Genomic DNA, 24,786 nt, shown 5'->3' on the forward strand with positions numbered 1-24,786 from the left:
AAACACGCCAGCGATAATGGTTAAAGCAACAACCATCAGCACTGACCATTCTTTGGTGACACCACCCAGGGCCAAGAAGCATACCGTAATGCCTGTCAGAACGATCAGCAAGGTGCGACGTCGACCAATTCGATCGCTGATCCAGCCGCCTGCAGGTCTGGCAAATAAATTCAGGAATGGATAGATTCCTGCCAACAGCGCTGCAGTGATTTTGGGTAAATCAAACCAGCTTACATAAAACATTGCCAGCATGGAAACGACAGCCAGTTCTGTGCCGAAGGTAACCAGGTAGGCGGCATCAAGAATAGCGACTTGCTTGAATTTGTAGCGCTGAAATAGTGGCAGCGGTTTTTTTAATAGATGAGAATTGATTTGCCAAATTCTCCAGGCTTGAACCAGGTAAACAATGATCAAGATCGCATAAATGGACAACGTCGTAGTTTGGTTAAGCAAATTTAATCCGCTGGGAGATAACTGCCAAGTGGTAATTGCCAAGGCAAAATACAGTGGGATGTTCATCAAAATATATAGAAGAATGTCGCCACTGGTGGTGACTTCCATGGCGCCAGTTTTCTTGGGTTTAAAGTAGGTCGAGCCTTTTGGTGTGTTGCTTACTCGGGTGTAATAAATTACGCCATAAATAATTGCAGCGACACTGGCAACGGTCAACGCGACGCGCCAGCCATCAGGGCCTTCGATGCTGCTGGCGATAAATGGCAAAGTGACCGCTGCGCCAAACGAACCAAAATTTCCCCAGCCACCATAAATACCTTGTGCGACACCAGCCTGTTTTGCCGGGAACCATTCGGCAATCAAACGAATGCCAACCACAAAGCCTGCACCAATAAATCCAGATAAAAATCGAAGCAGTGCGAGCTGTTCATAGGTTTGCGCCCAGGCAAACGCAATGCTCACAAGTCCACCCGAAATCAATACCGCAGTGTACATAATGCGCGGGCCATATTTGTCAACCAGCATTCCAACTATGATTCGTGCAGGAATGGTCATGGCGACATTCAAGATCAGCAGCGCCTTGGCCTGTTGATCTGTTAAGGCGAGCGCCTCTTTGATGAATGGCATCATTGGGCCTAAGCCTAGCCAAACAACAAAGGTCATAAAAAAAGCAAACCAGGAATAATGCAGCATGTGCATGTTTCTGGATTTGAAATCCAACAAATTAAAGCGAGAGCCAGTCATATGTGTTACCTCAAAAGTAGTGCTGATCAGGCACAGAGCAACGCATATGCCATGTTGTTAACTAGCTGAAATGGCAGATAAATTCGTTTATGAGTTTATTGCACAAGCACCATAGATGGGCAAGGTTGATAAGGCTTGTACCAAAAAGGCGCAAATTTGGATCGATTATGTGTTGAAAGAGTTTTGGTGATGCATGTGGTTGTGTTCCAGCGTGGTGCGGCATGCACTGCAATGAGGCAGAAAAGCAATTAATTCCAAATAAGTTTTTAAAAATAGAGGAGATGGAATCTCGTAAGCTGATGAATGGCATATAGATGTGGGTTATTTTTTGTTGATGGCACATGGATTGCTCTAGAGCCGAAAGTTATGTGGTTTGGTCGGAGCAAACAATGAAGCAGAAATTGGTGTTGGTAGGAAACGGTATGGCCGGCATGCGTACCATTGAGGAGTTATTAAAAATTGCACCGGATATGTACGACATTTCCGTGTTTGGTGCAGAGCCTTATGGAAATTACAATCGCATCATGTTGTCGCCAGTACTGGCCGGTGAAAAAAATATCGACCAAATCATGCTCAATGATTTGCAGTGGTATAGGGATAACAACATCACCTTGCACGCTGGAAAAAAAGTGGTGAATGTTGATCGAAAAGCCAAGAAAGTCATCTCTGAAGGTGGGCTTGAGGTTGAGTATGATCGACTATTACTGGCAACGGGATCGACGCCTTTTATGATACCTGTTCCGGGTAATGATTTGCCTGGCGTTATCGGTTTTCGCGACATTCATGACGTTGATGTCATGATCGAAAGCTCAAAGAAACACAAGCATGCCGTGGTTATTGGTGGTGGCCTGCTGGGGTTGGAAGCCGCGTATGGTTTAAAGCTGCAGGGCATGAGCGTTACCGTGGTTCATCTGACCGACACGCTGATGGAGCGGCAGCTTGATGATATTTCTGGTCGCTTGTTGCAAAAAACCTTGGAAGAAAAGGGTCTGCAGTTTTTGATGGCAACCCAGACTGAAGCGATTCTGGGTGAAGACCGTTGTCGTGCTGTACGATTCAAATCAGGTCTGGAAATTTCTGCTGATTTAGTGGTGATGGCTGCAGGGATTCGTCCCAATATTGAACTGGCTAAAAAGATCGGCTTGCACTGTGAACGTGGCATTATCGTTAACGATACCATGCAGACATTTGATCCAAAGATTTATGCCGTCGGTGAGTGTGTTCAGCACCGTGGAGAGACTTATGGATTGGTTGCTCCCCTGTTTGAGCAAGGAAAAGTGGCGGCAAATCACCTGGCAAAGATTGGCATTGGCCGATACGAGGGATCGCTGACCTCAACCAAGTTAAAGGTTACCGGTATCGATCTGTTCTCAGCAGGTAACTTTCATGGCGATGATTCCACCGAAGATTTGGTGATGAAAGATATCTCCCGTGGTGTCTATAAAAAAATCGTCCTGAAAGACAACAAGATTCACGGTGCTGTGCTGTATGGTGACACCGCAGATGGTTCCTGGTATTTCAAATTGCTGCGTGATGGCACGGATGTTTCGGATTTTCGCGATACGTTGATTTTTGGTCAGGCCAGTTTTGGTGAGGCCGGGCATGGTGGTGCGAGTGCCGCATCAAGCATGAGCGACGACATGGAGGTCTGTGGCTGTAACGGCGTTAGCAAAGGCGACATCGTCAAAGCCATTACCACCAAGGGATTGTTTACGCTGGAAGAGGTGGCCAGTCATACCAAAGCATCTGCTTCGTGCGGATCGTGTTCAAAACTATGTGAGCAGATATTAGCCTCAACGGTTGGTGATTATTCTGAAGCACCTCGCAAAAAGTCCATGTGCGGATGTTGTGATGTGACGCATGACGAAGTTCGCATGGCGATCAAAGATAAAAAACTCACCACTATTCCCGCAGTGATGAAAACATTGGGCTGGAAAACTGAAAATGGTTGTGCCTCCTGTCGACCAGCGCTGAACTATTATCTGATTGCCGCCTGGCCAAATGAAGCCAAGGATGATCCGCAATCTCGATTTATCAACGAGCGTGCGCATGCCAACATCCAGAAAGATGGAAGTTATTCTGTGGTGCCGAGGATGTGGGGCGGAGTAACAACGCCTAACGAATTGCGCGCGATTGCTGATGCTGCAGAAAAGTACAACGCAAAAATGGTGAAAGTGACCGGTGGTCAGAGAATCGATTTGTTCGGCATTAAAAAAGAAGATTTGCCTGCTATCTGGGGCGATTTGAACAAGGCGGGAATGGTCTCAGGTCATGCCTACGGAAAGTCATTGCGCACCGTCAAAACCTGCGTTGGCTCCGAGTGGTGTCGTTTTGGTACGCAGGACTCTACCGGGCTGGGAATCAAGACTGAGCAAATGACCTGGGGATCATGGACGCCGCACAAATTCAAAATTGCAGTTTCAGGTTGTCCGCGTAATTGTGCCGAAGCGACCATCAAGGATTTTGGTGTGGTGTGTGTGGATTCGGGATATGAACTGCATGTGGGCGGCAATGGCGGTATTCATGTGCGTGCTACGGATTTGCTCGCCAAGGTGGAAACTGAAGAACAGGCGTTGGAATATTGCGCCGCATTTATGCAGCTTTATCGGGAAGAAGCGCACTATCTTGAACGCACTGCACCCTGGATCGAACGTGTTGGTTTGAGTTACGTGAAGTCGCGTGTTGTGGAAGATGATACGGGCCGCATTGAGCTGGCGCAGCGTTTTGAAGAATCACAGCAGGTATTCAGATTTGATCCTTGGGCTAAAGAGGCGAGTGATGCTGTCGCACGTCAGGCCTATTTTCCGATCAAACAGCTGTCATCTGAAAAAATGGAAGGAACAAATTTATGAGCCAGTGGGTAGAAGTCGGTAGCGTCGAAAGTATTCCCAGATTAGGCGCGCGTGTGGTTAAGCGAGAAGAAGGAAATATTGGAATTTTTCGTACCGAGAATGATGAGATATTCGCATTGCGTGATGCATGTCCACATAAAAAAGGACCGTTATCGCAGGGAATTGTTCACGGCAAGCGAGTTACTTGTCCATTACACAATTGGAAGCTTGAGCTGGAAACAGGCGAAGCGGTTGCGCCGGATCAAGGCTGCGCTGCACGTTTCCCGGTAAAAGTGGAAAATGACATCGTCTATTTACAGATTTGATTGAAATACGCTGATGAAAACAATTGCGACGACGTGTCCATACTGTGGTGTTGGCTGTGGCGTATTGGCCACGGTCGATGCCACTGGTGTGCAAGTACAGGGCGATAGCGAGCATCCCGCTAATCTCGGTCGGTTGTGTTCTAAAGGCTCTGCGCTGGCGCAAACTCTGGATTTGAAGGATAGATTGCTTGATCCGCATATTCAGGGTCAACGCTGTGATTGGGAAACGGCGCTGAACAAAGTTGCCAATGGTTTTAAACGCATCATTCGTGAGCATGGACCGGATGCGGTGGCGATTTATGGTTCTGGACAACTGTTGACCGAAGACTACTACGTCGCCAATAAATTGATGAAGGGATTTATCGGAAGTGCCAATATCGATACCAATTCCCGGCTATGTATGGCGTCCAGTGTGGTTGGTCATAAGCGTGCATTTGGTGCCGACAGCGTGCCTTGCAGTTATGAAGATTTAGAGCGTGCTCAACTGATTGTGTTGGTAGGTTCAAATACCGCGTGGTGTCATCCGGTGCTGTATCAACGCATGGTGGCAACGAAAAAAAGAAATCCCGGCATGCGCGTGGTGGTGATTGATCCGCGTCGCACCGCGACAGCGGACATTGCCGATATGGTGTTAACACTTCGCCCGGGCAGTGATGCAATGCTGTTTAACGGTTTGTTGTCCTATCTGGATGAACAGGGTGAGTGTCAAACGCCGTTTGTCGAAAATCACACCCAAGGTGTTGCACAGGCACTGCTGGCCGCGCGCGAAACCGCAGCGAGCACGCAAATCGTTGCCGATGTGTGCCAGATCTCCCTCAAGGAGGTCGAAACATTTTATCAATGGTTCGCTACCACCGATCGCGTTATCACCGTGTATTCGCAAGGCATTAACCAAAGCAGCAGTGGTTCGGATAAGGTCAATGCGATTATTAATTGTCATTTGTTCACTGGGCGTATTGGGCGTGTCGGCATGGGACCGTTTTCGTTTACCGGGCAGCCTAACGCCATGGGGGGGCGCGAAGTAGGCGGCTTGGCGAATCAGTTGGCTGCGCACATGGATATTGAAAATACTCAGCATCGGCAAGCGGTACAAAATTTTTGGCAATCACCTGCCATCGCAAGCAAAGCCGGATACACTGCTACAGCGCTGTTTGATGCCATTGCACAAGGCAAAGTGAAGGCAGTCTGGATCATGGCAACCAATCCAGTGGTGAGTTTGCCGGAGGCCGATCGCGTCATCGAGGCATTGAAAAAATGCGAATTGGTGGTGGTGTCAGATGTGATGAAAAATACCGACACCGCTGCCTACGCTCATGTGTTGCTACCAGCACAAGGGTGGGGAGAGAAAGATGGCAGCGTCACCAATTCCGAGCGTCGCATTTCTCGGCAGCGGGCATTCATGCCTTCGCCGGGTGAAACACGGGCTGACTGGTGGATTATTTGTGAAGTGGCAAAGCGGATGGGATTTGCTGAGGGATTTAACTTTTCATCGGCGGCAGATATTTTTCGCGAACACGCTGCGCTATCGGCGTATGACAATCATGGTCGTCGTGATTTTGATATTGGTGAATTGCAGCATTTGACGGATGAAGAATACAACGAGCTCCGTCCGGTGCAATGGCCGATCCGGCAGGGCAAAGGGACGTCTCGCCTGTTTGCCGATGGTGAGTTTTATACTGATAATCGTCGCGCCCGATTTATTCCGGTGATTCCACAAGCCCCCAAAAATAAAACATCGGATGATTTTCCGTTTGCGCTTAACACCGGACGAGTACGCGACCAGTGGCACACCATGACTCGCACCGGCAAAGTGGCGCGATTGAGTCATCACCACCCGGAACCCTATCTCGCGATTCGCGCCGAGGATGCGCGGCAAGTTGGGTTGGTCGAGGGTGGTCTAGCCAGGCTTGTGAGTCGCTGGGGTGCAATGGTCGGACGGGTTAAATTTGATCACGGCTTGGTGCGCGGCCAAGTGTTTGCGCCCATGCACTGGAATCGCGTCTACGCCAGCGAGGGCCGCGTTGGCGCAGTGGTCAACGCGGTGATTGATCCCTATTCCGCGCAACCGGAACTCAAGCACACGCCGGTGCGCATCGAGAGCTATCAGCCGCAATGGCATGGTTTTATTTTATCGCGACGCCGACTGCGAATTCGCGGTGCATCGTATTGGGCAATGGCACAGGGCGAAAATTATTATCGCTATGAAATTGCCGGCGAGCAGTTGCCAGAAAACTGGCCAGCTTGGGCCCGATCAATGTTATGCAGCGATGGCATGGACATCAATTGGGTGGAATATCTGGACGCGAAAAAACACGCCTATCGCGGCGTGCGGATGAGCGGCACCCAGCTTGAAAGCTGTGTGTTCATTGGCCCGAATCATGATTTGCCGCCACGCAGTTGGTTGGCGGGATTATTCGCCAAACCGGCCCTGTCTGCCGAAGAGCATCGCGGCTTGTTGATAGGCAAAGCGCCCGTGGGCGAGGTAGATGCTGGTCGAATCGTCTGTGCTTGTTTTTCGGTAGGCATCAACACCATCGAGCAGGCGGTGCGGCAGCAGCGGTTGAACAGCGTGAAGGCGATAGGTCAAACGCTGCGTGCGGGAACCAATTGCGGATCATGCGTGCCGGAGTTGCGGGGGATTCTGGCCGGGTTGAATTCGCCAAGGGGTTGAGCAGGTCGAAGCAGACGGCAGCGAGTGCCTGTCTGCTAGTTGATCAAGGATACAATGGATATAGCGCACAGAATTACCAACGTGGTGGCAAATACCATGGGTAACTGAACATCCATTCTTTTTCTTGTAGTCGACTTGCCTAGCGAAATAAATACAGGGTCTTTTTCGACTTGAATGTTTTTATACAGGCGGTTGTGCTGGAACTGCCTAAAATGCGAATACGGATATGCTACGGTTTCACCGGATTCGTGTTTTTGAATAAGCCAGTGAATAAATGCAACAGCACGGGCCCTGGCATTGCAGACGCCCATCCAGATTGGAATAAGACCGAGGCCAAGCAAGATAATTGGAATCGCTATATAGCCATTGGATGTGCCACTGGACAATATAAACGTCGCGATTACGATGATCGCTGTTTCAAGGGTAATAAAGATCGATCGGTAGGCTTGCAGCAGCGACTCCTGAATGCTCCAGAGTTCGCCGAAGGAGATTGCTTGAGTGTTGTTGTTCATTTGGGATTGGTTTTTTGAGTGAAGAGTTTGTAATTGTACGCGCTTGAAAGGTCTGGCGGTGAACTAATCCTGGATGCTTCGAAAAAATGGACCATGCCTATTCACGATTGGAAAACGGCCTTGAATCGATTTATGATCGAGTTCGAAGACCGTTAGAAGGATTTCGTTTGATCCCGGCAGTTACACAGAATTATTTACAGGGTCGAGGGTTAGTGTATATTGCTCCTATCTGGTGAGGATTGTGTTAGTTTAATGAAGTTATAACGGGTACTAGCCAACCATAATATTTTGCAAAATATTTTTGATATTCTGCATTTGGTATAAAGTCCATTTTTCCATCGCCGTCATAATCAGCCCAAACGGTTGAAGTGTATTTCTCAGATGATCCGCAATTCCCGTATTTGTATGCTGAATTATCAGAAATGACTTTATAATGTAGATTATCCCCTTTGTTGCGATACTCCGAATTGAAATCGTACCAAAAAGCTTGTGTATCGGGTATGTTGAATTTGAAAGTGCTGTCGTAATCGTAGATGCTCTTTACTGTTTTAAAAACATCTGGGGAGAATGAAAGTGACTCTCTATGTATTTCGCTGCGCCCAGTAAGTTTTGTTAGAAAAGTTTCAGTGCCGTTAACTATGCGGTAAATGTAGTAATCTGGCTCTTTTCTAACGTAATCTTTCCAGTAATCTGTGTACAAAGTCCAGCTTATGCATTCACCCGTGAAGTCATCAGTCTGACCACATATCCATCCGGCAGCACCCCCTTCGCAAGTGTCTACTTCTATCTTTTTATCCCAAGATAGTCTGGTTACTCCGTATTCAATAGAGTGACCAACCTCAATGTTCAAGATCCCTGATGGCGAAGTTTTGTATTCGGAAATGCTATTCTCAATAATTTTAATTATTTCTTTTGATTTATCGTCTTTAGTTTTCGTATTGTCGTTGAGAATTATTTCTAGTCTTTTCGCAATCTGTGATACTAGAATGGGAATTGTCTTTTCATTATTTAGCTCCTGCCTTACTCGTTGATATATGAAATTCTCTGTTAGTGCCAATGCTTGATCATAGTTTCCGTCCAGAAGGGCGTCTACAATTCCATTGTATGTGATTGTTGTTGGATAGGGGTTCCCTCCTAGATCAGGCAAATTAACCGATGCATTTGACAATGTAGAATATGGAGCCAGTAAGAAAAATAACATTATCTTTGAAAATTTCATTTAATTCTCCTTGATAGGGTGTATATCTAAATCTTTCAATGAAAAGTCATTTTGTGATAAATTATTAGGAATGATATTTTGATGTCGAAGGATTAAAATACGGCTATGTACCCAATATTGCAGCGAGTCACATTTACATTGGTGGTGTATAGCTTTACTTTTGATCTTTGCGCCTTTGCAGCCAAAAGCACTGATACGTACACCTTGTAGTTGCTATCTGTCTCATTCAGGTACGCCCATTTGTCGCCGCCACTACACATGACAGGATTTCCTTCTAAAGTGACTCTAAATCCAAAATTATTGGCACCTGTAACATCAATCCTTGATATGTAGCCTTCTTGGTCGCCGTCCCAAGAATAAGCAGGGTTTGATGCAGTGAATAGCAGAAATGTAGTTGCAATTAGCATTATTTTGTTCATATCTATTGCCATCCTTAAAATTGGTCTGTTGACTGGTTCTTAAAGTGGAATTGAAAGTAAGATCTGATTCGGTATTCAATAAAGAGATGAAGAAAAAAATATCATCATAAGCCACTCCTTAGTTATATCTATTCGAATATCCCTGAATTATTGTCAAAGTTTATCCCTGTGTATTGTTTAAAGGTGTTGCTTTAAAGCAAATTATTTTTGTCCTGTTACTTCCAGTATTTCATATGTTGTTACATTGGTTTCCCATGGGCTGTATTGTCTAGTCGTTTCAGTGCAGCGAAAATATCCTTTTTTTCCAGACGCATAAAGCGTATGAAGTAGCGATACCATTTCTTTGTATTTGGCGTGATTGGTATCCAAAAAACAAGTAAAACCATTAGAAAGGCTTACATTAATTTGAACATGATTTATTCCTAATTTGTCTATTGAATGTACGCCATTGACAACCCATGCAAAAGCGCTATTTGATAGTGCAAGAAATGCAATGCCAAAAATCAATCTAAACTCTTTCATGTAGCCTCTCCTATTCAGTGTTATATCATTTGGTGATGAGATGGTGATGGCAGAGTCGAGCATTCGTCATTGATATGTACAATCAGGTTTTACACACAATTGCACGTCCATGGCTTTTTGCAGCTCGCCTATGCATCCATTAAGATGAAATCGTATTGGCATGCCTGTCGTTGCCGCCGTTAATACCATAGACAATGCTCTTTTTGCGCCTTCGCTTCCCAACGAGGAGCTATCAAACCCAACAGCATTCGATGTCCCACAGATCTCGGTTCTTGGCCCATCCCATCTAACTCTGATTAAGTCACTGCTGGTTTGAATAAGTTGGACACTTCCATATGACCAAGATTCTGCATTCGAACTAGAACAAAAAAACAAAGACGCACATAATAACGAAGGCAAGGTAACTTTCATAAATTTACTCCTGGAGTTTAGATAGATATAACATTTGCAATTAATCGATGTTTTAACATTAACTTTCGTCAACTTAAAAGTTATTCTGTGAAGCACAGCAAGGAGGGAAAAATTTGAGGCTTAGATAACCATCCCTGACTGTGCATAACCGATTGCCGGCTACCACCCACCATAGTGGGGTTCCCTCGATATCCATTTCGATGGGAGGATCTGGTGATGTACTTGTAAATCACCTTGTTTATTGAGGGTAATGCAGGAAAAGAAAAAAAGCAAATACGACAACTAAAAATATTTTTAATATGGAGATTTGGTCGGTGTGCTCTGTTTTTTGGTTAGAGTAGGTGGATATTTTACAAGTGCTATATCCAAGTAAAACGCTTTGATAAAAGCTGAATGATTAAGCCCATATCGGTTTTGGGTTATACTGACCCAGTTAGCGCACAACGGTTGTGGGTGCTGGTTAGCAGGTTTACCAGGAGTCAGTTCATGAAGGTTAGATTTGCCGCTGCGGTGGCGTTGATTGTCGCAAGTTTGGGGTTGTTGGTCGCGTGCTCTGGCTCGGAGCAGTACGATCCGCCGGAAATGGTGTTTGCCGGTGCCCAAGACTATGTCAAAGGGCTGGAATATTTAAAGCAGCACGAGGTCGCTGCGGCGCTGCCGTGGCTGCAAAAGGCAGTGGCCCAGGGCAACCCTGAGGCGAACTATCACATAGGCTTGCTGTATGCGCGTGGAGACCATTTGCCGCAGGATTATTTGCAGGCCAAAGATTACTTCTACCGCGCGGCAATGATGGGGCATCCGAAGGCCTTGTATTACCTCGGCCACATGTATGGCGAGGGTTCTGGTGTTGAGCAAAACTACACCGAGGCGCTGAAATGGTTTTGGCTGGCGGCATCGCATGGTGACAAAAATGCCAAGCAATTTCTCCGCATCATTATCGCCAAGCTAACGCCACAAGAATATGCCGAGGCCGAAAAAGCGGCCAAGGAAATCTGGAAGACAATACCGCACAACGTCTACCTGGCAGAAGACAAAGCGGCCATGCACTAAGCCGTTCTGGCTGTTGCTTCCTCCTGATTAAATACCGCCGCAATGCGGCGGTATGTCTGTTGCACACATCCGCTATAATCGCTTCAATTCCTTCGCCGTTAACAACGGAGTCTGTGGTATGAGTGTTTTCCAATCGATGCTGGGCATAGTCACGTTTATTGGTGTGGCTTGGTTGTTGAGCGAACAGCGGCGACAGTTTCCTGTGCGCGTGGTGGTATCCGGTGTGCTGCTGCAATTTGTGTTGGCAGTGCTGTTGTTGAAGTTGCCGCCATTCAAAGAATTTTTTTTGCTGTTGAACGAGATGTTGCTGGCGTTGGAAACGGCGACAAGGGCAGGAACGTCGTTTGTGTTTGGTTATTTGGGTGGTGGACCGCTGCCGTTTGAAACCAGCCATCCGGGTGCGGATTTTATTTTGGCATTTCGTGCACTGCCGCTGATTTTGGTGATCAGCGCACTGTCGGCGTTGTTGTTTTACTGGCGAATTCTGCCGTGGGTGGTGCGCGGTTTTGCCTGGGGTCTGGAAAAAATCATGGGCGTGGGTGGTGCAGTGGGTCTGGGTGCGGCGAGTAATATTTTTATCGGCATGACCGAAGCGCCGCTGTTTATTCGCCCCTATCTGGCGACGATGAGTCGTGCGGAATTGTTCGCATTGATGACAACCGGCATGGCCACTATTGCCGGCACGATGATGGTGTTGTACGGCAGTATTTTGTCCAGCGTCAGTGCCGAAGCCATGGGCCACATTTTGACGGCGTCGATTATCAGCGCGCCGGCGGCATTGTTGGTGGCTTTGGTGATGGTGCCTGGCGTGCAGCAGGTTAGGGACGAGGCGGCAAAGCGGTTTGAGGTGAAAAGCCCGGCAGAAAGTGCCATGGATGCGGTGACGCGTGGCACGCTGGAAGGTGTGCAGTTGTTGCTGAATATTATCGCGATGCTGGTGGTGTTAGTGGCGTTGGTGAGTTTGGTCAATGCCGCGCTGGGATGGTTGCCTGCGGTGGGCGGCGAGGCGATCAGCCTGCAGCGCATGCTGGGCTATCTGATGGCACCAGTGGTGTGGCTGATGGGAATTCCTTGGTCAGAGTCGATGGTGGCTGGCGGTTTGATGGGGGTGAAAACCATCCTCAATGAATTTATTGCCTATTTGCAATTAAGTCAGTTACCCGTCGGTGCACTGAGCGAGCGCAGTGAAATTATCATGATCTACGCGCTGTGCGGTTTCGCCAATATCGGCAGCATAGGTATTTTGATCGGTGGGTTGGCCACGCTGGTGCCCGAGCGCCGTGTTGAAGTGGTGCGACTGGGTGCCAAATCGGTGATCGCCGGTACACTGGCGACGTTGATGACGGGCGCAGTGGTTGGGGTGTTGATTTAGCGGTTCAGCGCAAGATTTTTTGCTGGCCGCATCAATTAAAAAATTAGTATTTCGGGCGACAATAAAATTGATTTCAAAAAAACTGCCAGCCACACATCACATGTGGCTGGCGTGGCTTTGTTTATCTGGAAACAGGGTGGCCGGCAGCTTGCCATTGCGCAAATCCGGCATTGGCTAAATAGCTGATGTTGTTAAATCCAAGTTCAGCCAGTTGACGTGCAATGTGGCCTGAACCTTCACCCCCGTAGCAATGAAGATAAACATGGCCAGGGGGTTGCGCCGATGATAGTTGCGACAATGCATGTGCATACGGAATATTCCGACTGCCGGGAATGTGTCCCTGTTGATGATCTTCGCTGCTGCGCACATCAACCACGATGTCATCATGGTTCAGCGTTTGCCAAGCGAGGTAAAAATCCGCCAAGGTTAGCGCTGTTGCTTCAGGCTGTGGCTTTCTGTTTTGTTGTGACATGTGAAAATTCTCCAACTTAGAATGATAGTGTGGATGCGCCCTGGCTGACCACGTCCAGCATGGCAACCGAACCGGCAAGTACTACGCCTTCCATTAAATCACTTTGTTCATAACCGCGAACTTTTACGCACGGTGGACATGCCATGATGGTGCCGCCATTTTCCAGTACGGTCTGCATCATCTCCTTGATGGTGGGATCAAGTGGATTCATGCGCGCAACGGCATTGGCATTTTTTCTGACCCAGTCAACGCCGGATGACACCAGAAAAATTGTCACGTCAAAATTGGCAGCGATACCGCCGTTGGCGATGCTCCACGCCACATTGGCACGTTCGCTGTCAAAACCTTGCGTGATTACGATAACGAGTTTCTTTTTGTGAGACATGTTGATAGCTCCTTTAGCCTTGATGTTGAGTTAAACCGCTGAATCAACGGTATGGCACTAGTGTAGGCAGAGGGCTGGTTGCGGTGGAGTTCAGGAAATGTAGTAAACCGCTACAAAATCTGTAGTGACGCGGAGTTTATGTTTTGTACTAACATAGCCACATGCGAGAAAGGGAGTTACACGAATGACATTTGATTATGGCGAAGCCTGTCCAATATCCAAAGCAACGTCTGTGTTGTGTGAGCGTTGGACTTTGCAGATTATTCGCGAAATGTTGATGGGGGCGACACGTTTCACGGAGTTTCAAAAATACCTGCCGAAGTTGTCGCCTACATTGTTAAACAGTCGATTGCGACTGCTGGAGGAGGAAGGAATCATCCTCAAGAAAAAAACGGCAGAAAAACGTAGCTATGAATATCGTCTGACACCTGCGGGCATGGCGTTGGCCCCCGTGTTGGCTGAGTTGGGAAAATGGGGCATGCAATGGGTGTTTGAGTCGATGAACGAAGATGAGTTGAATGTTTCAACCATCGTGCGCGATTTCGCCTGGGCGATGGATGTCAGTCAATTGCCCAGCGGAAATTCAACTATCCAGTTTTCGATTGAGCATCAGGGTGTCACGTCGAAGAAATTTGTGCTGGTACGCGATGGCAAGGCGCAGGTTTGCGAAGAGAACATTGGTCTGGACGTGGATGTTTATCTGAGTGCGTCGCTCAAAACGTTTTATGACATTTGGTTTGCGGCGACCAGCTTGTCGTTTGCTTGTGACAAGGGTTTGTTAAAGCTGGTTGGGGCGCCATCCTATGTCAGGCAGATATCCAAGTGGCTGCGGACCAGTCAGTTCGGCGATTTCCGCAAATCGCCTGGATGTTAACTCATTGAAATGAGAAGGCATGTGGGTGCGCGGTCGCTGATTGCAGGGGAAAAGTTTGTTTGGGACGAGTGTTGCCAGTTGAATTTTGTTTTTGACTGAGTGAGTATGGAAGCATTCGTTGTTGGCAGGTAAACTATTCCCTGTGTTATGCAAGGTAATAAAGGCCAGTTGGCGGCGTGATTGTTTGAACTGGGAGTGTTTATGCGGGGCAGGGACGGTTTGGATGTCTGGCCCGGATGGCTCATGGTTTAATCTGGTAGTTCCCACAGCTTGTTGGGTTTGGATGAACTAAGTTGTTGAGTATCGACTTATCATTCGCACTCCTCAAAAAAATAAGAATAAGAGGGAGGAATTGGTTGTGAAGTGGTTTGTATTTTCTTTTTTTCTGTTGTCGTCGTCAGCATTGTTGGCGAGTGAAAATTCTTCATCGGCATATGATGATGAGACCATGGCGTATTTGCAGGAAGCTGCAGATTACTATTGGGGACTCGATAACTACGAAGGCGCTGCCATGCTCTATTACGAAATAGAACGAGAGCGGCCCGCTTTTGCTGCCACGTTCAATTTGTCGTTAGCTCTGTTCAACCTGGGTGAATACAAAGAGGCGATGAGCAAGTTGGTCTGGGTGCAGGAACATTATGCACTGGATGTGGATCAACGCGGTCGTGTGGATCAGCTCAGTGGCAGTATCGAGCATCGCTATCAGGAATATCACGGCGTGGGCATTGCCAATCTGCAAAGCACTATATGCCAAACCAGAAATAAATCTTGTTTGCTTGGCAATGCGCTATCCGTTGAACCACTTTCATTTGTGGCAACAGCGCCGCATTACGTAGAAAGCGAAGTGCTGATGTTCGAGCATCGCCAGCAAGCGGCACAGCCTTTGTCGAGAAAGTTGGAATACAAATTAGTGATGTGATAACTGCGCCCAGTCTGCTGGTTCGGCAGGCTGGGCGTTGTAGTTAGGGCGTCAGATTTTTTTGCCAGTAATTTTTCATGAGAGACTGTTCAATATCATCCTGCGTTAAGCATCACTCACAACGCAAGTTTCTTATCCAGACATCCTGGTCTAGGTCCAACGTTAGGCTAGCGACGTCATATTTGATCTATATCGGAAAAACCAGCATTGTTTTTTATTGAACGCATCGTTTTATGGTGGTTGCGTTGCTTCCTAAAATGCTGTCTGGATTTTTAGGTTGATCAGCTTGACGAAAAGTGGCTGGAACAGCTATTCTGGTGTTACGTATTTATTATTCGTAACACCGAAAGGAGGTCCACATGTGTGGTGACAGTTCGGATCGGCATCGTCGTCAGCCCAAGGCGGCTGCGGGTGAGATAGCTTCATCCGGTTGTGTGTGTGACTGTGCGCTGCTGGAAAAAATCCGGCGTGATGAGTTGGAATCGGCAACCGATGCGGTTGGTTTGCAGCCCAAGGTGGTATCTCTGGCTCCCAAAGCATCCCAAGCCAAGCATTCCGGTTAATGAGGCGTTCCTGCCAATAGCAACCCGTCGTGTCCGTCCGGCGTACCGGAAAAGACGGATTTCTTGCCTTTTTTGCTCGTTTTGGCCGGTTAATTCCCCGGAATCTTTTGTTTTTGCGGTCTGAGTCCCACGGTTGTTCACTATTTGGCCGATGCAGAAGGGGCGTTAGTCCTGCTAGGGGCGTCCCATGTCCAACACGACACCTGCCGTATCGCTAGTGCGGTTTTCGGTTGGGTCTTACCTGATTTGTGTCAATGCTGAGGAGGTGGTGGCTACCATCGCCGCGCCAGCCATTGCCCATTTGCCACTTACCCCGTCCTTTGTGCTGGGCGCGTTTCTTTACCAGCAGGAGGTGGCGGCAGCCGTCGATCTTCGACCGAAATTGGGTCTGGTGGATGCGGCCAGTGATGGTGTGTTAGTGATCGCTCGCCATCATGTTAACCCCTATGTCGCCATTCGGGTGGATGCGGTGGATGATATGGCGGACGCTTCCCTGTCGTGGCGGCCCGTGGATGAGCCGGCATTTTTATTTGAATGCCAGCATCAGGGGCAGCGTTATCTGTTTTCCAGCATGGCACGATTGTTTGATTTTGCCCAGCAATACGTACCGGCAGCGGTTCCGCATTCGGCCAAGGTGGTGCGGCTGCCACCGGCACAGCAGGTGAGGGTAGGGACGCGAGTTGGTGAGCCTTCGGTGGCCGAGTCTGCTTCTGGCTCGGTGGTGACCTTTCCCACGGTTGAACGGAGTCCTGAGCCGGTTGAGGTTGTGTCGCCGCAGCCAATGACTGAGGTGAGGCGGGCGGGCAGCGGTCGTCGGCTGGCGATCTGGACGGCGTCCATGCTGGCCTCATTGGCGGTGATTGGGGGTGGCGCAGCCTGGATGACCGCATCCGCGCCTAATCAGGCGGTGCCTGGGCAGCGGTTGGTCATCGACACGCCGAGCCTGCGTATTCAGGTGCAGGCCAAGGCGGATCAGTTGTCCCTGGTTCAGGAGGGAGCGGCCGATGTGACTCATCGGGTGACCAGTGGCGATACCTTGTGGGGGATTGCGGCCAGGTACCTGGGCGACCCCTACCAGTTTCCTGCCCTGGTCGAAGTCAACGACATAAAAAACCCGGATCTGATTTATCCGGGTGAAGTTGTAAAAATCTATCGCAAGTGACGCCGGTGGCGATTACGGCTTTTCTGGCAAGGCCATGGCCGGTGCGCTAAACGATGTTTGCAGGCGATTGAACCGCTGCCATTGTTTCTTCAGCAGCGAATCCAGCGGTTCACTTTTGAACAGTGGACCGATGAACACGTCCGCTTCGATAGTCATGTAGTTGTCACCGACGCTGCTGGCGCTGATCACCAGATAACTGGTTTGATTATCATAGACCGCGTAGAAGTGTGGCTTGCCGTTGACGTCCGTTTTTTCAAACAGATGCTCGCGGAAGGAGCCCTTGCGTTGTGCCAGTTTGCGCGCAAACAAATCGCGCACAAAGCGCTCCTGGTCGCCGCGCATGGGGCGTTTGCTCAGGCTGATGCGATATTCGTTGTGATCAACCGCCGCAGGTCCAAACGTCACGCTGACGAGATCATCGTTGTCCAGTTCGCGAATCTGGGTGTGCATGGATTCGTACATTTCATCACGTGATACCGACGGTGGATGCGGCATGGAGACCGAGAAGGCTTTGTCCGGGGCAAAGTAGTAATCGCCTTTCACCTGGCCGAGCAGCGAACGGGCGCCGGGATCGGTTTCTTCACCGGATTGGTCGTTGGTTGCTGCGCATGAGATTAACAGCGTAAGCGGCAGAAATATCGAGAGGATTTTTATAATTTTCATCGTGCCCCCAAGGTAGTGGTCATTCCATTGCCGGTCTTCGCCGGATTTGAGGTTATATCATTGATGACGCGGAGAATAAACCCGCCCACTAGGGTTTAGCGCAAGCGGGCGACGCATCTTTTAGTGCCTGGGCGTGCAAAATTTCCCGGCGGGTTTGGGTAAGGGTTTGTTGCATGGCCGGGTCGGTGGTCTGGATCTGATCCAGGGTGTGCAGCGCTTGTGAATATTGCCCCTGCTGGGAAAGGGTGTCGGCGAGATTGTTCAGCACGACCGGCTGATCGGCGTCGCCGGCCTGCAGTGCCAGACGATACCAGCGGGCCGCATCGGCCCAGTTTTGCTGCTGGTAATAGGCGTTGCCGGCGGCAAAGGCGAACACAAAATGCTGTGGCCAGCGCTGCTGGCCGGCCAGATAGCCCGGCAACAGGGTTTGTGGGGCGGTGGTTTTTTCCAGCGCGGCCAGCGCCTGGAAATAGGATTGTGCCGGGGTGGTTGCGCCGATGTCGCCAATGCGTGTGACGACGATGGCCCAGCGCTTGGCGCGCTGCCAGCTACGGTCGAACATCGCCAGATCCATGGCGTACTGCGCGGTAACGCCGGTGTTGAGGGTGATGGTCTGGGTGCTCAGGTCATAGCCGGTGGCGACCGCATAGTGCCAGACCGGGCGCCAGTCGAAGCCAAGATTTTGCAGCACCAGCACCGGGCGATGTGCTGCCAGTTCCTGCAGCAGGCCATCGAGCGAGGCTTGCACCGGCAGCGCCAGGCGTTGTTGGCGGCGGACATTGGCGATGATTTCGGCTTGCAGACTGCCTTGCTTACCCGGCAGATAAATTTGCGGCCTAAGGGTTTCGGGGTCGATGGGCAAACCAGTGAACTGGTACATGGCCGCCAGCGAGGCGGGGCCGCATTGAAACTGTTCCTGGGGGAAAAACGGCACGTCGGCAACATGGGCTGCGACGGGCAGGGTAGAGATGGTTTCGGGCTGAAGGGTGACGCGTGGTGCACAGGCCGTCAGACAAAGTGCTAACAGCAAGCCGAAGGTGGTGCGCCCAACGGCTGCTGTCAGCGGTGGAATCTTCACTTCAGTACAGGTTTAACGAACGGGAAAATGTCCGTAGCGCCCAACATATCAGTGATCACGAACAACACGAAGAAAAAGATCAGCAAACCGACAATATCACCGCCGGCAGGCAGTTGTTGCAGTTGACCGGCCAGTTGCTGGACTTCTTCGTCGGTCATGGCGTCAACCCGCGCCTGAACTTGCTCAGGGCTAACGCCCAGGCTGATCAGTTGTTGTTTGACATCATTTTGCGCAACGAACGCCTGCAACTGTCCCTTGTCGATGGACTGGTTGATTTGTGCGTACTGTTGCGTGCCAATGACGGCGGCCTGGGAGACAGGCACCAGCACTGCTGACAGCGAGAAGCAGGTCAGGCTCGCGGTCAAAAATGAGCGTGTAGCGAAACGTTTAAGCATGGTGATCTCCTCGGATAGAAACTCGGGCTATGGTAGCTGAGGCAATCCGTGCTCGTCCACGCTTAGTGTTGCGCTGGCCGTTGGTTGGGTGAGTGACTGAACGAAAAAAGGAGACCGGACAAGCATCCGGTCTCCCATCGGGGGGTTAGAGGTCGATTTGGCTACGCATTGCTGGCGACAGGCCTTCGCCGTCGCCGGAGTAAGGTTGCTGCGGTGTACCGCTGCCACTGCTGCTGTTGCTGTTGGAGAGTTTTTCCCCATGCATCAGACGATTCACCTGGTCTTTGTCGATGGTTTCAAACTCGATCAACGCCTCGGCCATGCTGTGCAGAATGGCGCGATTTTTTTGCAAAATATCGCGCGCACGCTGGTAGTTGCGCTCAATGATGGCCTTTATTTCGGTATCGATTTTTTCCGCAGTGCTGGCAGACACATTTTTGTCCGCTGACTGCTGTCCCAGATAACCGGCGCCTTCTTCCTCGGTGAAGGCCATGGGGCCAACGACGCTGGACAGACCCCATTTGCGCACCATGTTGGTGGCCAGATCAGTCGCGCGCTGAATGTCGTTGCTGGCACCAGTGGTGACGGCGTCTTCGCCAAAGATCAACTCCTCGGCGACCCGACCACCGAACAGGCTGGACAACTGACTTTCCAGGCGGCGCTTGCTGTAGCTCAGGCGGTCTTCTTCGGGCAGGTACATGGTCACGCCCAGCGCCCGGCCACGGGGAATAATGCTGACTTTATGCACCGGATCATGTTCTGGCACTGACAAGCCGACGATGGCATGGCCCGCTTCGTGGTAGGCGGTGATTTTCTTTTCCTGCGGACTCATCACCATGGAGCGGCGCTCGGCACCCATCAGGATTTTGTCCTTGGCGCGTTCAAAATCGCGCATTTCGATGAAGGAGCGGCGCTCGCGGGCGGCAAACAGTGCGGCTTCGTTGACCAGATTGGCCAGATCCGCGCCGGAAAATCCGGGGGTGCCACGGGCAATGGTCTGGGCATCAATGGCGTCGCCGGTGGAAACCTTGCGCATGTGGACGTTCAGGATGTGCTCGCGGCCTTTGACATCGGGCAGTGGCACAGTGACCTGACGGTCAAAACGGCCAGGACGCAGCAGGGCTTTGTCCAGTACGTCAGGGCGGTTGGTGGCGGCGATGACGACCACACCTTCGTTGCCCTCAAAACCGTCCATTTCCACCAGCAACTGGTTCAGGGTTTGTTCGCGTTCGTCGTTGCCGCCGCCGATGCCGGCACCGCGCTTGCGGCCAACGGCGTCGATTTCGTCGATGAACACAATGCAGGGCGCGACTTTCTTGGCTTGCTCGAACAGGTCACGCACCCGCGAAGCACCCACGCCGACAAACATTTCGACGAAGTCCGAACCGGAGATAGAGAAGAACGGTACTTCCGCTTCGCCGGCGATGGCCTTGGCCAGCAGGGTTTTACCGGTACCGGGTTGACCGACCATCAGTACGCCGCGAGGGATGTTGCCGCCGACCTTGGTGAAACGGCTGGCATCCTTGAGGAAATCGACGATTTCACCGACCTCCTCCTTGGCTTCATCCACACCGGCGACATCGGACAATTTGATTTTTACCTGGCCGGCTTCAAATGATTTGGCGCGGGACTGGCCAAACTTGGCGGCACCACCACCGGCTCCCGCCTGGGCTCGGCGTGAGAAATAGATGAACACCGCAATCAACAGCAGGAACGGGAACCAGGACAGGAGCACCGAGCCCAGCGAACCTTTGCTGGATGCGGCGGCGTTGACTTCGACGTTGTTGGCCAGCAGGTCGCCCATCAGGCCGGGATCGTTGGGGGCGGAGGTCCAGAACGCGCCGTTATCGACGCTTTGGGCATAAATGGTGTCCTGATCAATGTAGACCTTGGAGACCTGGTGTTGCTTCACCTTGGCAATAAATTCGGAGTAGGGCACCTTGGACCGGGGATCGGCTTGCTGGGTGGCATTTAGCCCCAGCATGACGATGAGGGCGATGGCGCCAATGGCGATGGCTGCTATCCACTTTGCCTGCATAATACTTTCCTCCGCAATTTTTTTGAGAATCGTTGTGAGGACTAATTTGGACGATGGAACTGCGCGAAGGTCAAAATTTAGTCACACTTGAAGCAGTGCATGTTCTGCGCCCAAATGACCTGCTGGTGCGGGATTGATGGATTCTTGTCGCTAACTTGTTGAATTGATATTGGCAGAGACGTAGAGGGCAATCCGGGGGGAAGTGGGGAGTGTTGACAGTTTGACGCGCCGAGGCTGTTTTGCGGGCGATGCGCGACTACTGGCTGACAAGTACGATACAGCACAGCAGCATCGCGCTGGTGACTGGTCCCCAAAGTCGACGCTCCGCCCGACTGGGAGTGATCCAGTTCAGCAGCGTAGCCACCGCAGTCAGTGCCAAAACGGCCCAGATGGCCTGGTCGGCCAAGGGGCGTAACTCGACGAACATGAGCTGCGCGTAGGAGAGCACAATCACCGTCGTGGCTGCCAGCAGTGCCGCCTGAATCAAGACAGCGATGCGCACGGCCACAGGCAGGCGACCGGGATAGCGGCCACCCATGGTCAGATGGCCCAGTGGCGCACCCAGGGCCAGCGCGATCTGGAACAGGATGACGGCGCTGACCAGCAGGCTGTACAGACTGGCGGCGACCAAATCGCTCAACGTGATTGCTCCTGTAACTGCAGAAAGCTGACGACTTCGTCGCTCCACTTCAGCCAACCTTCCAGATAGGTAATGCCATTGCGCAGGGTGAGATAGGCGTACTGATATTTCACCGGTTTCTCGGCGACAGGCTGAAAACAACGTTCGATTTCATGAAACTCGGCCAGCAGTTGGCGATTTTGCGTCCGGTGGCGTTCCACTTCGGCCAGCAGAATGGCCGGTTCCATGCGGGAGCCGGCGAAAATTTTCATCAGCAAGGTGTCTTTGACGGGCATCGGTTTGACGGGCAGTTGCAGCCATTGGTCCAGGGCGGCAAAACCGCTCGCCGTGGTCTGGTAGATTTTCTTCGCCGGTTTGCCTTCCTGCTCGATTTCGACGAAGGTGACCAGCCCTTCCTCGGTCATCTTCTTCAGCTCCAGGTAGATCTGCTGGTGGCTGGCGTGCCAGAAATACCCCAAGCCATTGTCAAACCACTTGGTGATCTCATAGCCAGTGGCTTGTTTGTCTTCCAGGGCGATGATGATTGCGTAGCGTAACGCCATGATTTGGGGTCTTTTGGGTAATATCGGAAGCGTAATTGTATAAAACTACTTGCATATGAGGCAGGATTTATTCGGCTTTCGCGCAATAGTTTGCGCGTTTGGCTGAATGACGCGCCCAAGTGCATCTTGTGCGTTGTTATTGTCCGGCCAGGGACTCGATCTGCTGGGCCAGTTGAAAATCGAGTTCGGAAATGCCGTGGCACTTGTGGGTGCTGAGGTGGAACTCGACCACCTTGTAGCGGTTGCTCCAGTCCGGGTGGTGGTTCAGTCGTTGCGCCACCAGCGCGACCTGGGTGATAAAACCAAACGTCTGCACAAAATTGTCGAATGCGAACTGTTTGTGCAGTGCGCCGTCGACAATGCTCCAGGGCACGTCGAGGTCTTCGTTGAGTTTGAGCAGTGCCTGCGCCAGGGCGGGATCGGTTAATTTTTCGGTCATGCTATTCGTCTGTGATCGGAAAGTTACCCGCAGTATCGCCAAGTTGCGTCGCCGCGACAAGCGGTGCATTAGACAGCCTGCCGGGGGCTGGGCATAATCAGCGTTTTCGTTGGCAAAGAGCGTGATCATGGCAACCGAGTATTTCACCGACAAACAGGTTTTTGCATTTGCCCAACCTATTTGGGACAGTATCTGCGAGGGATCAAACAATGTCGATTACGATAAATTCAGCCGCTATTTCAGCGATTCGTTGAAAGAAATGGTTACCAAGGACGTGTTTGAATACCAGTGCGATGTGTCATCGCTGCTGACCACATTGGGCAAGGCCACACCGGTGGCATGTATTCGTCGAGAGGATGGTTACTCGGTGATTTTCAAGCAAACCAGCACCCAGTTTCCCGGCGAATTTGTCGGCCTGCTGACCTTGTCAGACATTGGCGAGGATGCGTTTGTCGAAAATGTGCAGGTTATCTAGGCAGACAATGATCTGCAGAAAAAACAGCCCGGCTAAACCGGGCTGTTTTTGTTTGGCTTAAATATTTTTTTTGCGGACAATAACCGCGTGCGGATCACTGAGATTTTTTCCTGCGGTGAAATCCAGCACAGAGGTCGGCAGCACGTGTGTCAGCTCGCCGGTGCGGCGATCGGCGGACAGCGTGATTATGCCCAGTCCAGGACAGCTACCCTGTGCAGCATGGCTGACCGACAGCGGGAATGGTCCACGCAGCGCAACATACATCCGGCCACTGTCAGGAAAACCACCGGGGGCCATGTCGCCCAGATCCGGCGCAGGGTCGTTGTAGGTGGTGCTGCCCAAGGTGCTGCCGCAAACGCCGCTGCTGCGCAGGTCATAAGTGCCTTCGTGGCGGGCGTTCAGATCGTTCCACGGCGGGGCAATCTTGAACACTTCCACATTGTTGCGCACGCGATCCATCTGGTGAATATAACGCGCCTTGCCGGTCAGTTCGTTGCGCACGGCAATCAACCCGTGGGCATCGCGATTGGTGTCTTTGTGCATGACCATGCCATTGTCCGGATCATGCCAGCTGGCCACCGGCATAGGTGTGTTGCTGGCGTTGAAATTCGGCGCAAGTGGCAGGTTGGTGCTGAGTCGATACAGCGAAAACTCGGAAACATGGGGGCCGGGGGTGCCGCTGTTAATGTGCATGAAGCCGTCGGCTTCCACGCCGCCACAGCCGGCTGCGGTGATGACTGAGGTGTCGTAGTCAGCAACGATGCTCATGGGGGTGGCCTGATTATCCACCACGAACATTCCGCCGCCGCCGAGGGTCACAAATGTATGCCGGCCGGTAGAGGTTGGGATCGGGCAGATTGCCGCGTTGACTGGGCGTATGCCGCTGGCCTGTTTGGGACTGCCGTTGCTGGTGGTCGTGGCTTGGTTGTCGGCCACGCTGCCGCTGACGGTGCAGCGAACGCTGTCAGAAGTGTCCATGTCCACGGCAATGGGTTGTGCGAGTATGCGTCCGGCACCGCCAACCAGGTCCAGGCTGGCATCGGCGTTGAAAATGAATTCAACAGCCTCACCACCGGCGTTGCGTTTTACATCCACGCGCTCCAGCATTCGGCCATTTTGATTGGCAACAACGAGGTGCTTGCCATCGGGTGTCCAAAAACTCATGTGATTTTGCCGGCCGGTGCTGGTCAGGGTGGTGCGGAAAAGGCATAACGGATTTTTGCTGTCACCTTCCACGATGCCAAGGTGTCCGCTGGCCACAAAATTCAACGCCATGTGGCGGTGATCGTGACTGGGCATGATACCGTGAATGCGCGTTACATGGGCGCCGGTAGTGGCCTGGGCGTTTGGAAACAAATCACTGGTGGCATCGAGTACGACAGGCGCATTCAGCGGGCTGTTGCCGTCGATATCGTTGCCGTCATAAATGCGAACCTTTCCGCCGTGGGTGCCGTTGGGGTTTGTTGCACTGAATCCCTGCGTATTGGCCTGGTCACTCAGCCAGACTTCATAGCCGCTGGCAAACGCCGAGGTTGCTGACAGGCCAAAAGAAAAACAAAGTGCCGCAGTAACGCGGTGTAACTTGAATATGAAGTCTGGCTGAGTGACCAG

General features: G+C 51.1%; 25 protein-coding genes. 10 read left to right on the forward strand and 15 right to left on the reverse strand.

All coding sequences use genetic code 11. The annotated features are described in order from the left end of the window. A partial coding sequence (locus tag OEW58_11380; GenBank protein ID MDH5301952.1) for an MFS transporter occupies positions 1 to 1,197 on the reverse strand: 1,197 nt, incomplete at its 3' end. A 389-nt stretch (positions 1,198 to 1,586) separates the two neighbouring features. On the opposite strand from OEW58_11380, the gene nirB reads away from it, so the two are divergent. From nirB to OEW58_11395, 3 genes are read left to right on the forward strand one after another with little or no spacing between them, the layout of a single operon-like run. Further along, positions 1,587 to 4,049: a nitrite reductase large subunit NirB gene (gene nirB / locus OEW58_11385; protein MDH5301953.1), complete on the forward strand. Its 2,463-nt coding sequence runs from the start codon at positions 1,587 to 1,589 to the stop codon at positions 4,047 to 4,049. Continuing rightward, complete coding sequence (gene nirD, locus OEW58_11390; GenBank protein ID MDH5301954.1) at positions 4,046 to 4,354, forward strand: nitrite reductase small subunit NirD; 309 nt, start codon at positions 4,046 to 4,048, stop codon at positions 4,352 to 4,354. Before nirB ends, nirD begins: the two co-directional genes overlap by 4 nt. A 13-nt stretch (positions 4,355 to 4,367) precedes the next feature. After that, a complete protein-coding gene (locus tag OEW58_11395; protein MDH5301955.1) occupies positions 4,368 to 7,025 on the forward strand; it encodes a molybdopterin-dependent oxidoreductase in 2,658 nt (885 codons plus the stop codon). A gap of 35 nt (positions 7,026 to 7,060) precedes the next feature. Here the strand turns inward: OEW58_11395 and OEW58_11400 are convergent, their stop codons facing one another. The 4 genes from OEW58_11400 to OEW58_11415 form a co-directional block, all read right to left on the reverse strand. Further along, positions 7,061 to 7,537, reverse strand: a complete 477-nt coding sequence (locus OEW58_11400) for a hypothetical protein (protein ID MDH5301956.1) — start codon at positions 7,535 to 7,537, stop codon at positions 7,061 to 7,063. 244 nt (positions 7,538 to 7,781) lie between these two features. Beyond that, complete coding sequence (locus OEW58_11405; protein ID MDH5301957.1) at positions 7,782 to 8,756, reverse strand: hypothetical protein; 975 nt, start codon at positions 8,754 to 8,756, stop codon at positions 7,782 to 7,784. Positions 8,757 to 8,848: 92 nt separating this feature from the next. Then, positions 8,849 to 9,175: a hypothetical protein gene (locus tag OEW58_11410; GenBank protein MDH5301958.1), complete on the reverse strand. Its 327-nt coding sequence runs from the start codon at positions 9,173 to 9,175 to the stop codon at positions 8,849 to 8,851. 201 nt (positions 9,176 to 9,376) lie between these two features. Next, positions 9,377 to 9,697: a hypothetical protein gene (locus tag OEW58_11415; GenBank protein ID MDH5301959.1), complete on the reverse strand. Its 321-nt coding sequence runs from the start codon at positions 9,695 to 9,697 to the stop codon at positions 9,377 to 9,379. Positions 9,698 to 10,594: 897 nt separating this feature from the next. Between OEW58_11415 and OEW58_11420 the strand changes: the two genes are divergently transcribed. Both OEW58_11420 and OEW58_11425 read left to right on the forward strand, forming a co-directional pair. Continuing rightward, on the forward strand, positions 10,595 to 11,158 hold the full coding sequence (locus OEW58_11420) for a sel1 repeat family protein (GenBank protein MDH5301960.1): 564 nt from the start codon (positions 10,595 to 10,597) through the stop codon (positions 11,156 to 11,158). A 118-nt stretch (positions 11,159 to 11,276) separates the two neighbouring features. Next, positions 11,277 to 12,530 (forward strand): nucleoside:proton symporter, encoded by a 1,254-nt coding sequence (locus tag OEW58_11425; protein MDH5301961.1) that lies wholly within the window; start codon positions 11,277 to 11,279, stop codon positions 12,528 to 12,530. 121 nt (positions 12,531 to 12,651) lie between these two features. Here the strand turns inward: OEW58_11425 and OEW58_11430 are convergent, their stop codons facing one another. Both OEW58_11430 and OEW58_11435 read right to left on the reverse strand, forming a co-directional pair. Further along, the gene (locus tag OEW58_11430) at positions 12,652 to 13,002 is read right to left on the reverse strand and encodes a rhodanese-like domain-containing protein (GenBank protein MDH5301962.1); all 351 of its coding nucleotides are present in this window, start codon (positions 13,000 to 13,002) and stop codon (positions 12,652 to 12,654) included. Positions 13,003 to 13,018: 16 nt separating this feature from the next. Next, complete coding sequence (locus OEW58_11435; GenBank protein ID MDH5301963.1) at positions 13,019 to 13,387, reverse strand: DsrE family protein; 369 nt, start codon at positions 13,385 to 13,387, stop codon at positions 13,019 to 13,021. A gap of 184 nt (positions 13,388 to 13,571) precedes the next feature. On the opposite strand from OEW58_11435, the gene OEW58_11440 reads away from it, so the two are divergent. The 4 genes from OEW58_11440 to OEW58_11455 all read left to right on the forward strand — a co-directional run bounded on the left by OEW58_11440 (position 13,572) and on the right by OEW58_11455 (position 16,905). Continuing rightward, positions 13,572 to 14,261, forward strand: a complete 690-nt coding sequence (locus OEW58_11440; protein MDH5301964.1) for a helix-turn-helix transcriptional regulator — start codon at positions 13,572 to 13,574, stop codon at positions 14,259 to 14,261. A 358-nt stretch (positions 14,262 to 14,619) separates the two neighbouring features. Next, a complete protein-coding gene (locus OEW58_11445) occupies positions 14,620 to 15,180 on the forward strand; it encodes a hypothetical protein (protein MDH5301965.1) in 561 nt (186 codons plus the stop codon). A 359-nt stretch (positions 15,181 to 15,539) separates the two neighbouring features. After that, a complete protein-coding gene (locus tag OEW58_11450; GenBank protein MDH5301966.1) occupies positions 15,540 to 15,743 on the forward strand; it encodes a hypothetical protein in 204 nt (67 codons plus the stop codon). Between the two features lie 187 nt (positions 15,744 to 15,930). Next, on the forward strand, positions 15,931 to 16,905 hold the full coding sequence (locus OEW58_11455; GenBank protein MDH5301967.1) for a LysM peptidoglycan-binding domain-containing protein: 975 nt from the start codon (positions 15,931 to 15,933) through the stop codon (positions 16,903 to 16,905). Between the two features lie 12 nt (positions 16,906 to 16,917). On the opposite strand, the gene OEW58_11460 is transcribed toward OEW58_11455, so the two are convergent. From OEW58_11460 to OEW58_11490, 7 genes are all read right to left on the reverse strand, one after another. Next, positions 16,918 to 17,568: a hypothetical protein gene (locus OEW58_11460; GenBank protein ID MDH5301968.1), complete on the reverse strand. Its 651-nt coding sequence runs from the start codon at positions 17,566 to 17,568 to the stop codon at positions 16,918 to 16,920. An 88-nt stretch (positions 17,569 to 17,656) separates the two neighbouring features. Further along, entirely contained in the window at positions 17,657 to 18,646 is a 990-nt protein-coding gene (locus OEW58_11465) for a PA2778 family cysteine peptidase (protein MDH5301969.1), read from the reverse strand. After that, positions 18,643 to 19,041, reverse strand: a complete 399-nt coding sequence (locus OEW58_11470; GenBank protein ID MDH5301970.1) for a PA2779 family protein — start codon at positions 19,039 to 19,041, stop codon at positions 18,643 to 18,645. The genes OEW58_11465 and OEW58_11470 overlap by 4 nt, the downstream gene beginning before the upstream one ends. 145 nt (positions 19,042 to 19,186) lie before the next feature. Continuing rightward, a complete protein-coding gene (ftsH, locus tag OEW58_11475; protein MDH5301971.1) occupies positions 19,187 to 21,079 on the reverse strand; it encodes an ATP-dependent zinc metalloprotease FtsH in 1,893 nt (630 codons plus the stop codon). Positions 21,080 to 21,335: 256 nt separating this feature from the next. Continuing rightward, positions 21,336 to 21,719 (reverse strand): hypothetical protein, encoded by a 384-nt coding sequence (locus OEW58_11480; GenBank protein ID MDH5301972.1) that lies wholly within the window; start codon positions 21,717 to 21,719, stop codon positions 21,336 to 21,338. Then, positions 21,716 to 22,261: a PadR family transcriptional regulator gene (locus tag OEW58_11485; GenBank protein ID MDH5301973.1), complete on the reverse strand. Its 546-nt coding sequence runs from the start codon at positions 22,259 to 22,261 to the stop codon at positions 21,716 to 21,718. Before OEW58_11485 ends, OEW58_11480 begins: the two co-directional genes overlap by 4 nt. Before the next feature lie 136 nt (positions 22,262 to 22,397). After that, positions 22,398 to 22,700, reverse strand: coding sequence for a 4a-hydroxytetrahydrobiopterin dehydratase (locus OEW58_11490; GenBank protein ID MDH5301974.1), 303 nt, complete (start codon positions 22,698 to 22,700; stop codon positions 22,398 to 22,400). Between the two features lie 127 nt (positions 22,701 to 22,827). On the opposite strand from OEW58_11490, the gene OEW58_11495 reads away from it, so the two are divergent. Then, positions 22,828 to 23,175 carry a hypothetical protein gene (locus OEW58_11495; GenBank protein ID MDH5301975.1) on the forward strand — a complete coding sequence of 116 codons (348 nt, stop codon included), beginning with the start codon at positions 22,828 to 22,830 and terminating at the stop codon, positions 23,173 to 23,175. Between the two features lie 57 nt (positions 23,176 to 23,232). On the opposite strand, the gene OEW58_11500 is transcribed toward OEW58_11495, so the two are convergent. After that, positions 23,233 to 24,786 (reverse strand): hypothetical protein (locus OEW58_11500; protein ID MDH5301976.1); only part of this gene is annotated, 1,554 nt, incomplete at its 5' end.

Source organism: Gammaproteobacteria bacterium (genome assembly GCA_029884425.1).
In the GTDB taxonomy this organism is placed as follows: domain Bacteria; phylum Pseudomonadota; class Gammaproteobacteria; order S012-40; family S012-40; genus JAOUHV01.

What these genes read in the sequence shown, in the direction of transcription:
- OEW58_11455 (MDH5301967.1), top strand. Translation starts at nt 15,931, where the DNA reads ATGTCCAACACGACACCTGCCGTATCGCTAGTGCGGTTTTCGGTTGGG.
- OEW58_11425 (MDH5301961.1), top strand. Translation starts at nt 11,277, where the DNA reads ATGAGTGTTTTCCAATCGATGCTGGGCATAGTCACGTTTATTGGTGTG.
- OEW58_11400 (MDH5301956.1), bottom strand. Translation starts at nt 7,537, where the DNA reads ATGAACAACAACACTCAAGCAATCTCCTTCGGCGAACTCTGGAGCATT.
- OEW58_11490 (MDH5301974.1), bottom strand. Translation starts at nt 22,700, where the DNA reads ATGACCGAAAAATTAACCGATCCCGCCCTGGCGCAGGCACTGCTCAAA.
- nirB (MDH5301953.1), top strand. Translation starts at nt 1,587, where the DNA reads ATGAAGCAGAAATTGGTGTTGGTAGGAAACGGTATGGCCGGCATGCGT.
- OEW58_11435 (MDH5301963.1), bottom strand. Translation starts at nt 13,387, where the DNA reads ATGTCTCACAAAAAGAAACTCGTTATCGTAATCACGCAAGGTTTTGAC.
- OEW58_11415 (MDH5301959.1), bottom strand. Translation starts at nt 9,697, where the DNA reads ATGAAAGAGTTTAGATTGATTTTTGGCATTGCATTTCTTGCACTATCA.
- OEW58_11450 (MDH5301966.1), top strand. Translation starts at nt 15,540, where the DNA reads ATGTGTGGTGACAGTTCGGATCGGCATCGTCGTCAGCCCAAGGCGGCT.
- OEW58_11485 (MDH5301973.1), bottom strand. Translation starts at nt 22,261, where the DNA reads ATGGCGTTACGCTACGCAATCATCATCGCCCTGGAAGACAAACAAGCC.
- OEW58_11420 (MDH5301960.1), top strand. Translation starts at nt 10,595, where the DNA reads ATGAAGGTTAGATTTGCCGCTGCGGTGGCGTTGATTGTCGCAAGTTTG.
- ftsH (MDH5301971.1), bottom strand. Translation starts at nt 21,079, where the DNA reads ATGCAGGCAAAGTGGATAGCAGCCATCGCCATTGGCGCCATCGCCCTC.
- OEW58_11495 (MDH5301975.1), top strand. Translation starts at nt 22,828, where the DNA reads ATGGCAACCGAGTATTTCACCGACAAACAGGTTTTTGCATTTGCCCAA.
- OEW58_11395 (MDH5301955.1), top strand. Translation starts at nt 4,368, where the DNA reads ATGAAAACAATTGCGACGACGTGTCCATACTGTGGTGTTGGCTGTGGC.
- OEW58_11440 (MDH5301964.1), top strand. Translation starts at nt 13,572, where the DNA reads ATGACATTTGATTATGGCGAAGCCTGTCCAATATCCAAAGCAACGTCT.
- OEW58_11470 (MDH5301970.1), bottom strand. Translation starts at nt 19,041, where the DNA reads ATGCTTAAACGTTTCGCTACACGCTCATTTTTGACCGCGAGCCTGACC.
- OEW58_11410 (MDH5301958.1), bottom strand. Translation starts at nt 9,175, where the DNA reads ATGAACAAAATAATGCTAATTGCAACTACATTTCTGCTATTCACTGCA.
- OEW58_11430 (MDH5301962.1), bottom strand. Translation starts at nt 13,002, where the DNA reads ATGTCACAACAAAACAGAAAGCCACAGCCTGAAGCAACAGCGCTAACC.
- OEW58_11405 (MDH5301957.1), bottom strand. Translation starts at nt 8,756, where the DNA reads ATGAAATTTTCAAAGATAATGTTATTTTTCTTACTGGCTCCATATTCT.
- OEW58_11460 (MDH5301968.1), bottom strand. Translation starts at nt 17,568, where the DNA reads ATGAAAATTATAAAAATCCTCTCGATATTTCTGCCGCTTACGCTGTTA.
- nirD (MDH5301954.1), top strand. Translation starts at nt 4,046, where the DNA reads ATGAGCCAGTGGGTAGAAGTCGGTAGCGTCGAAAGTATTCCCAGATTA.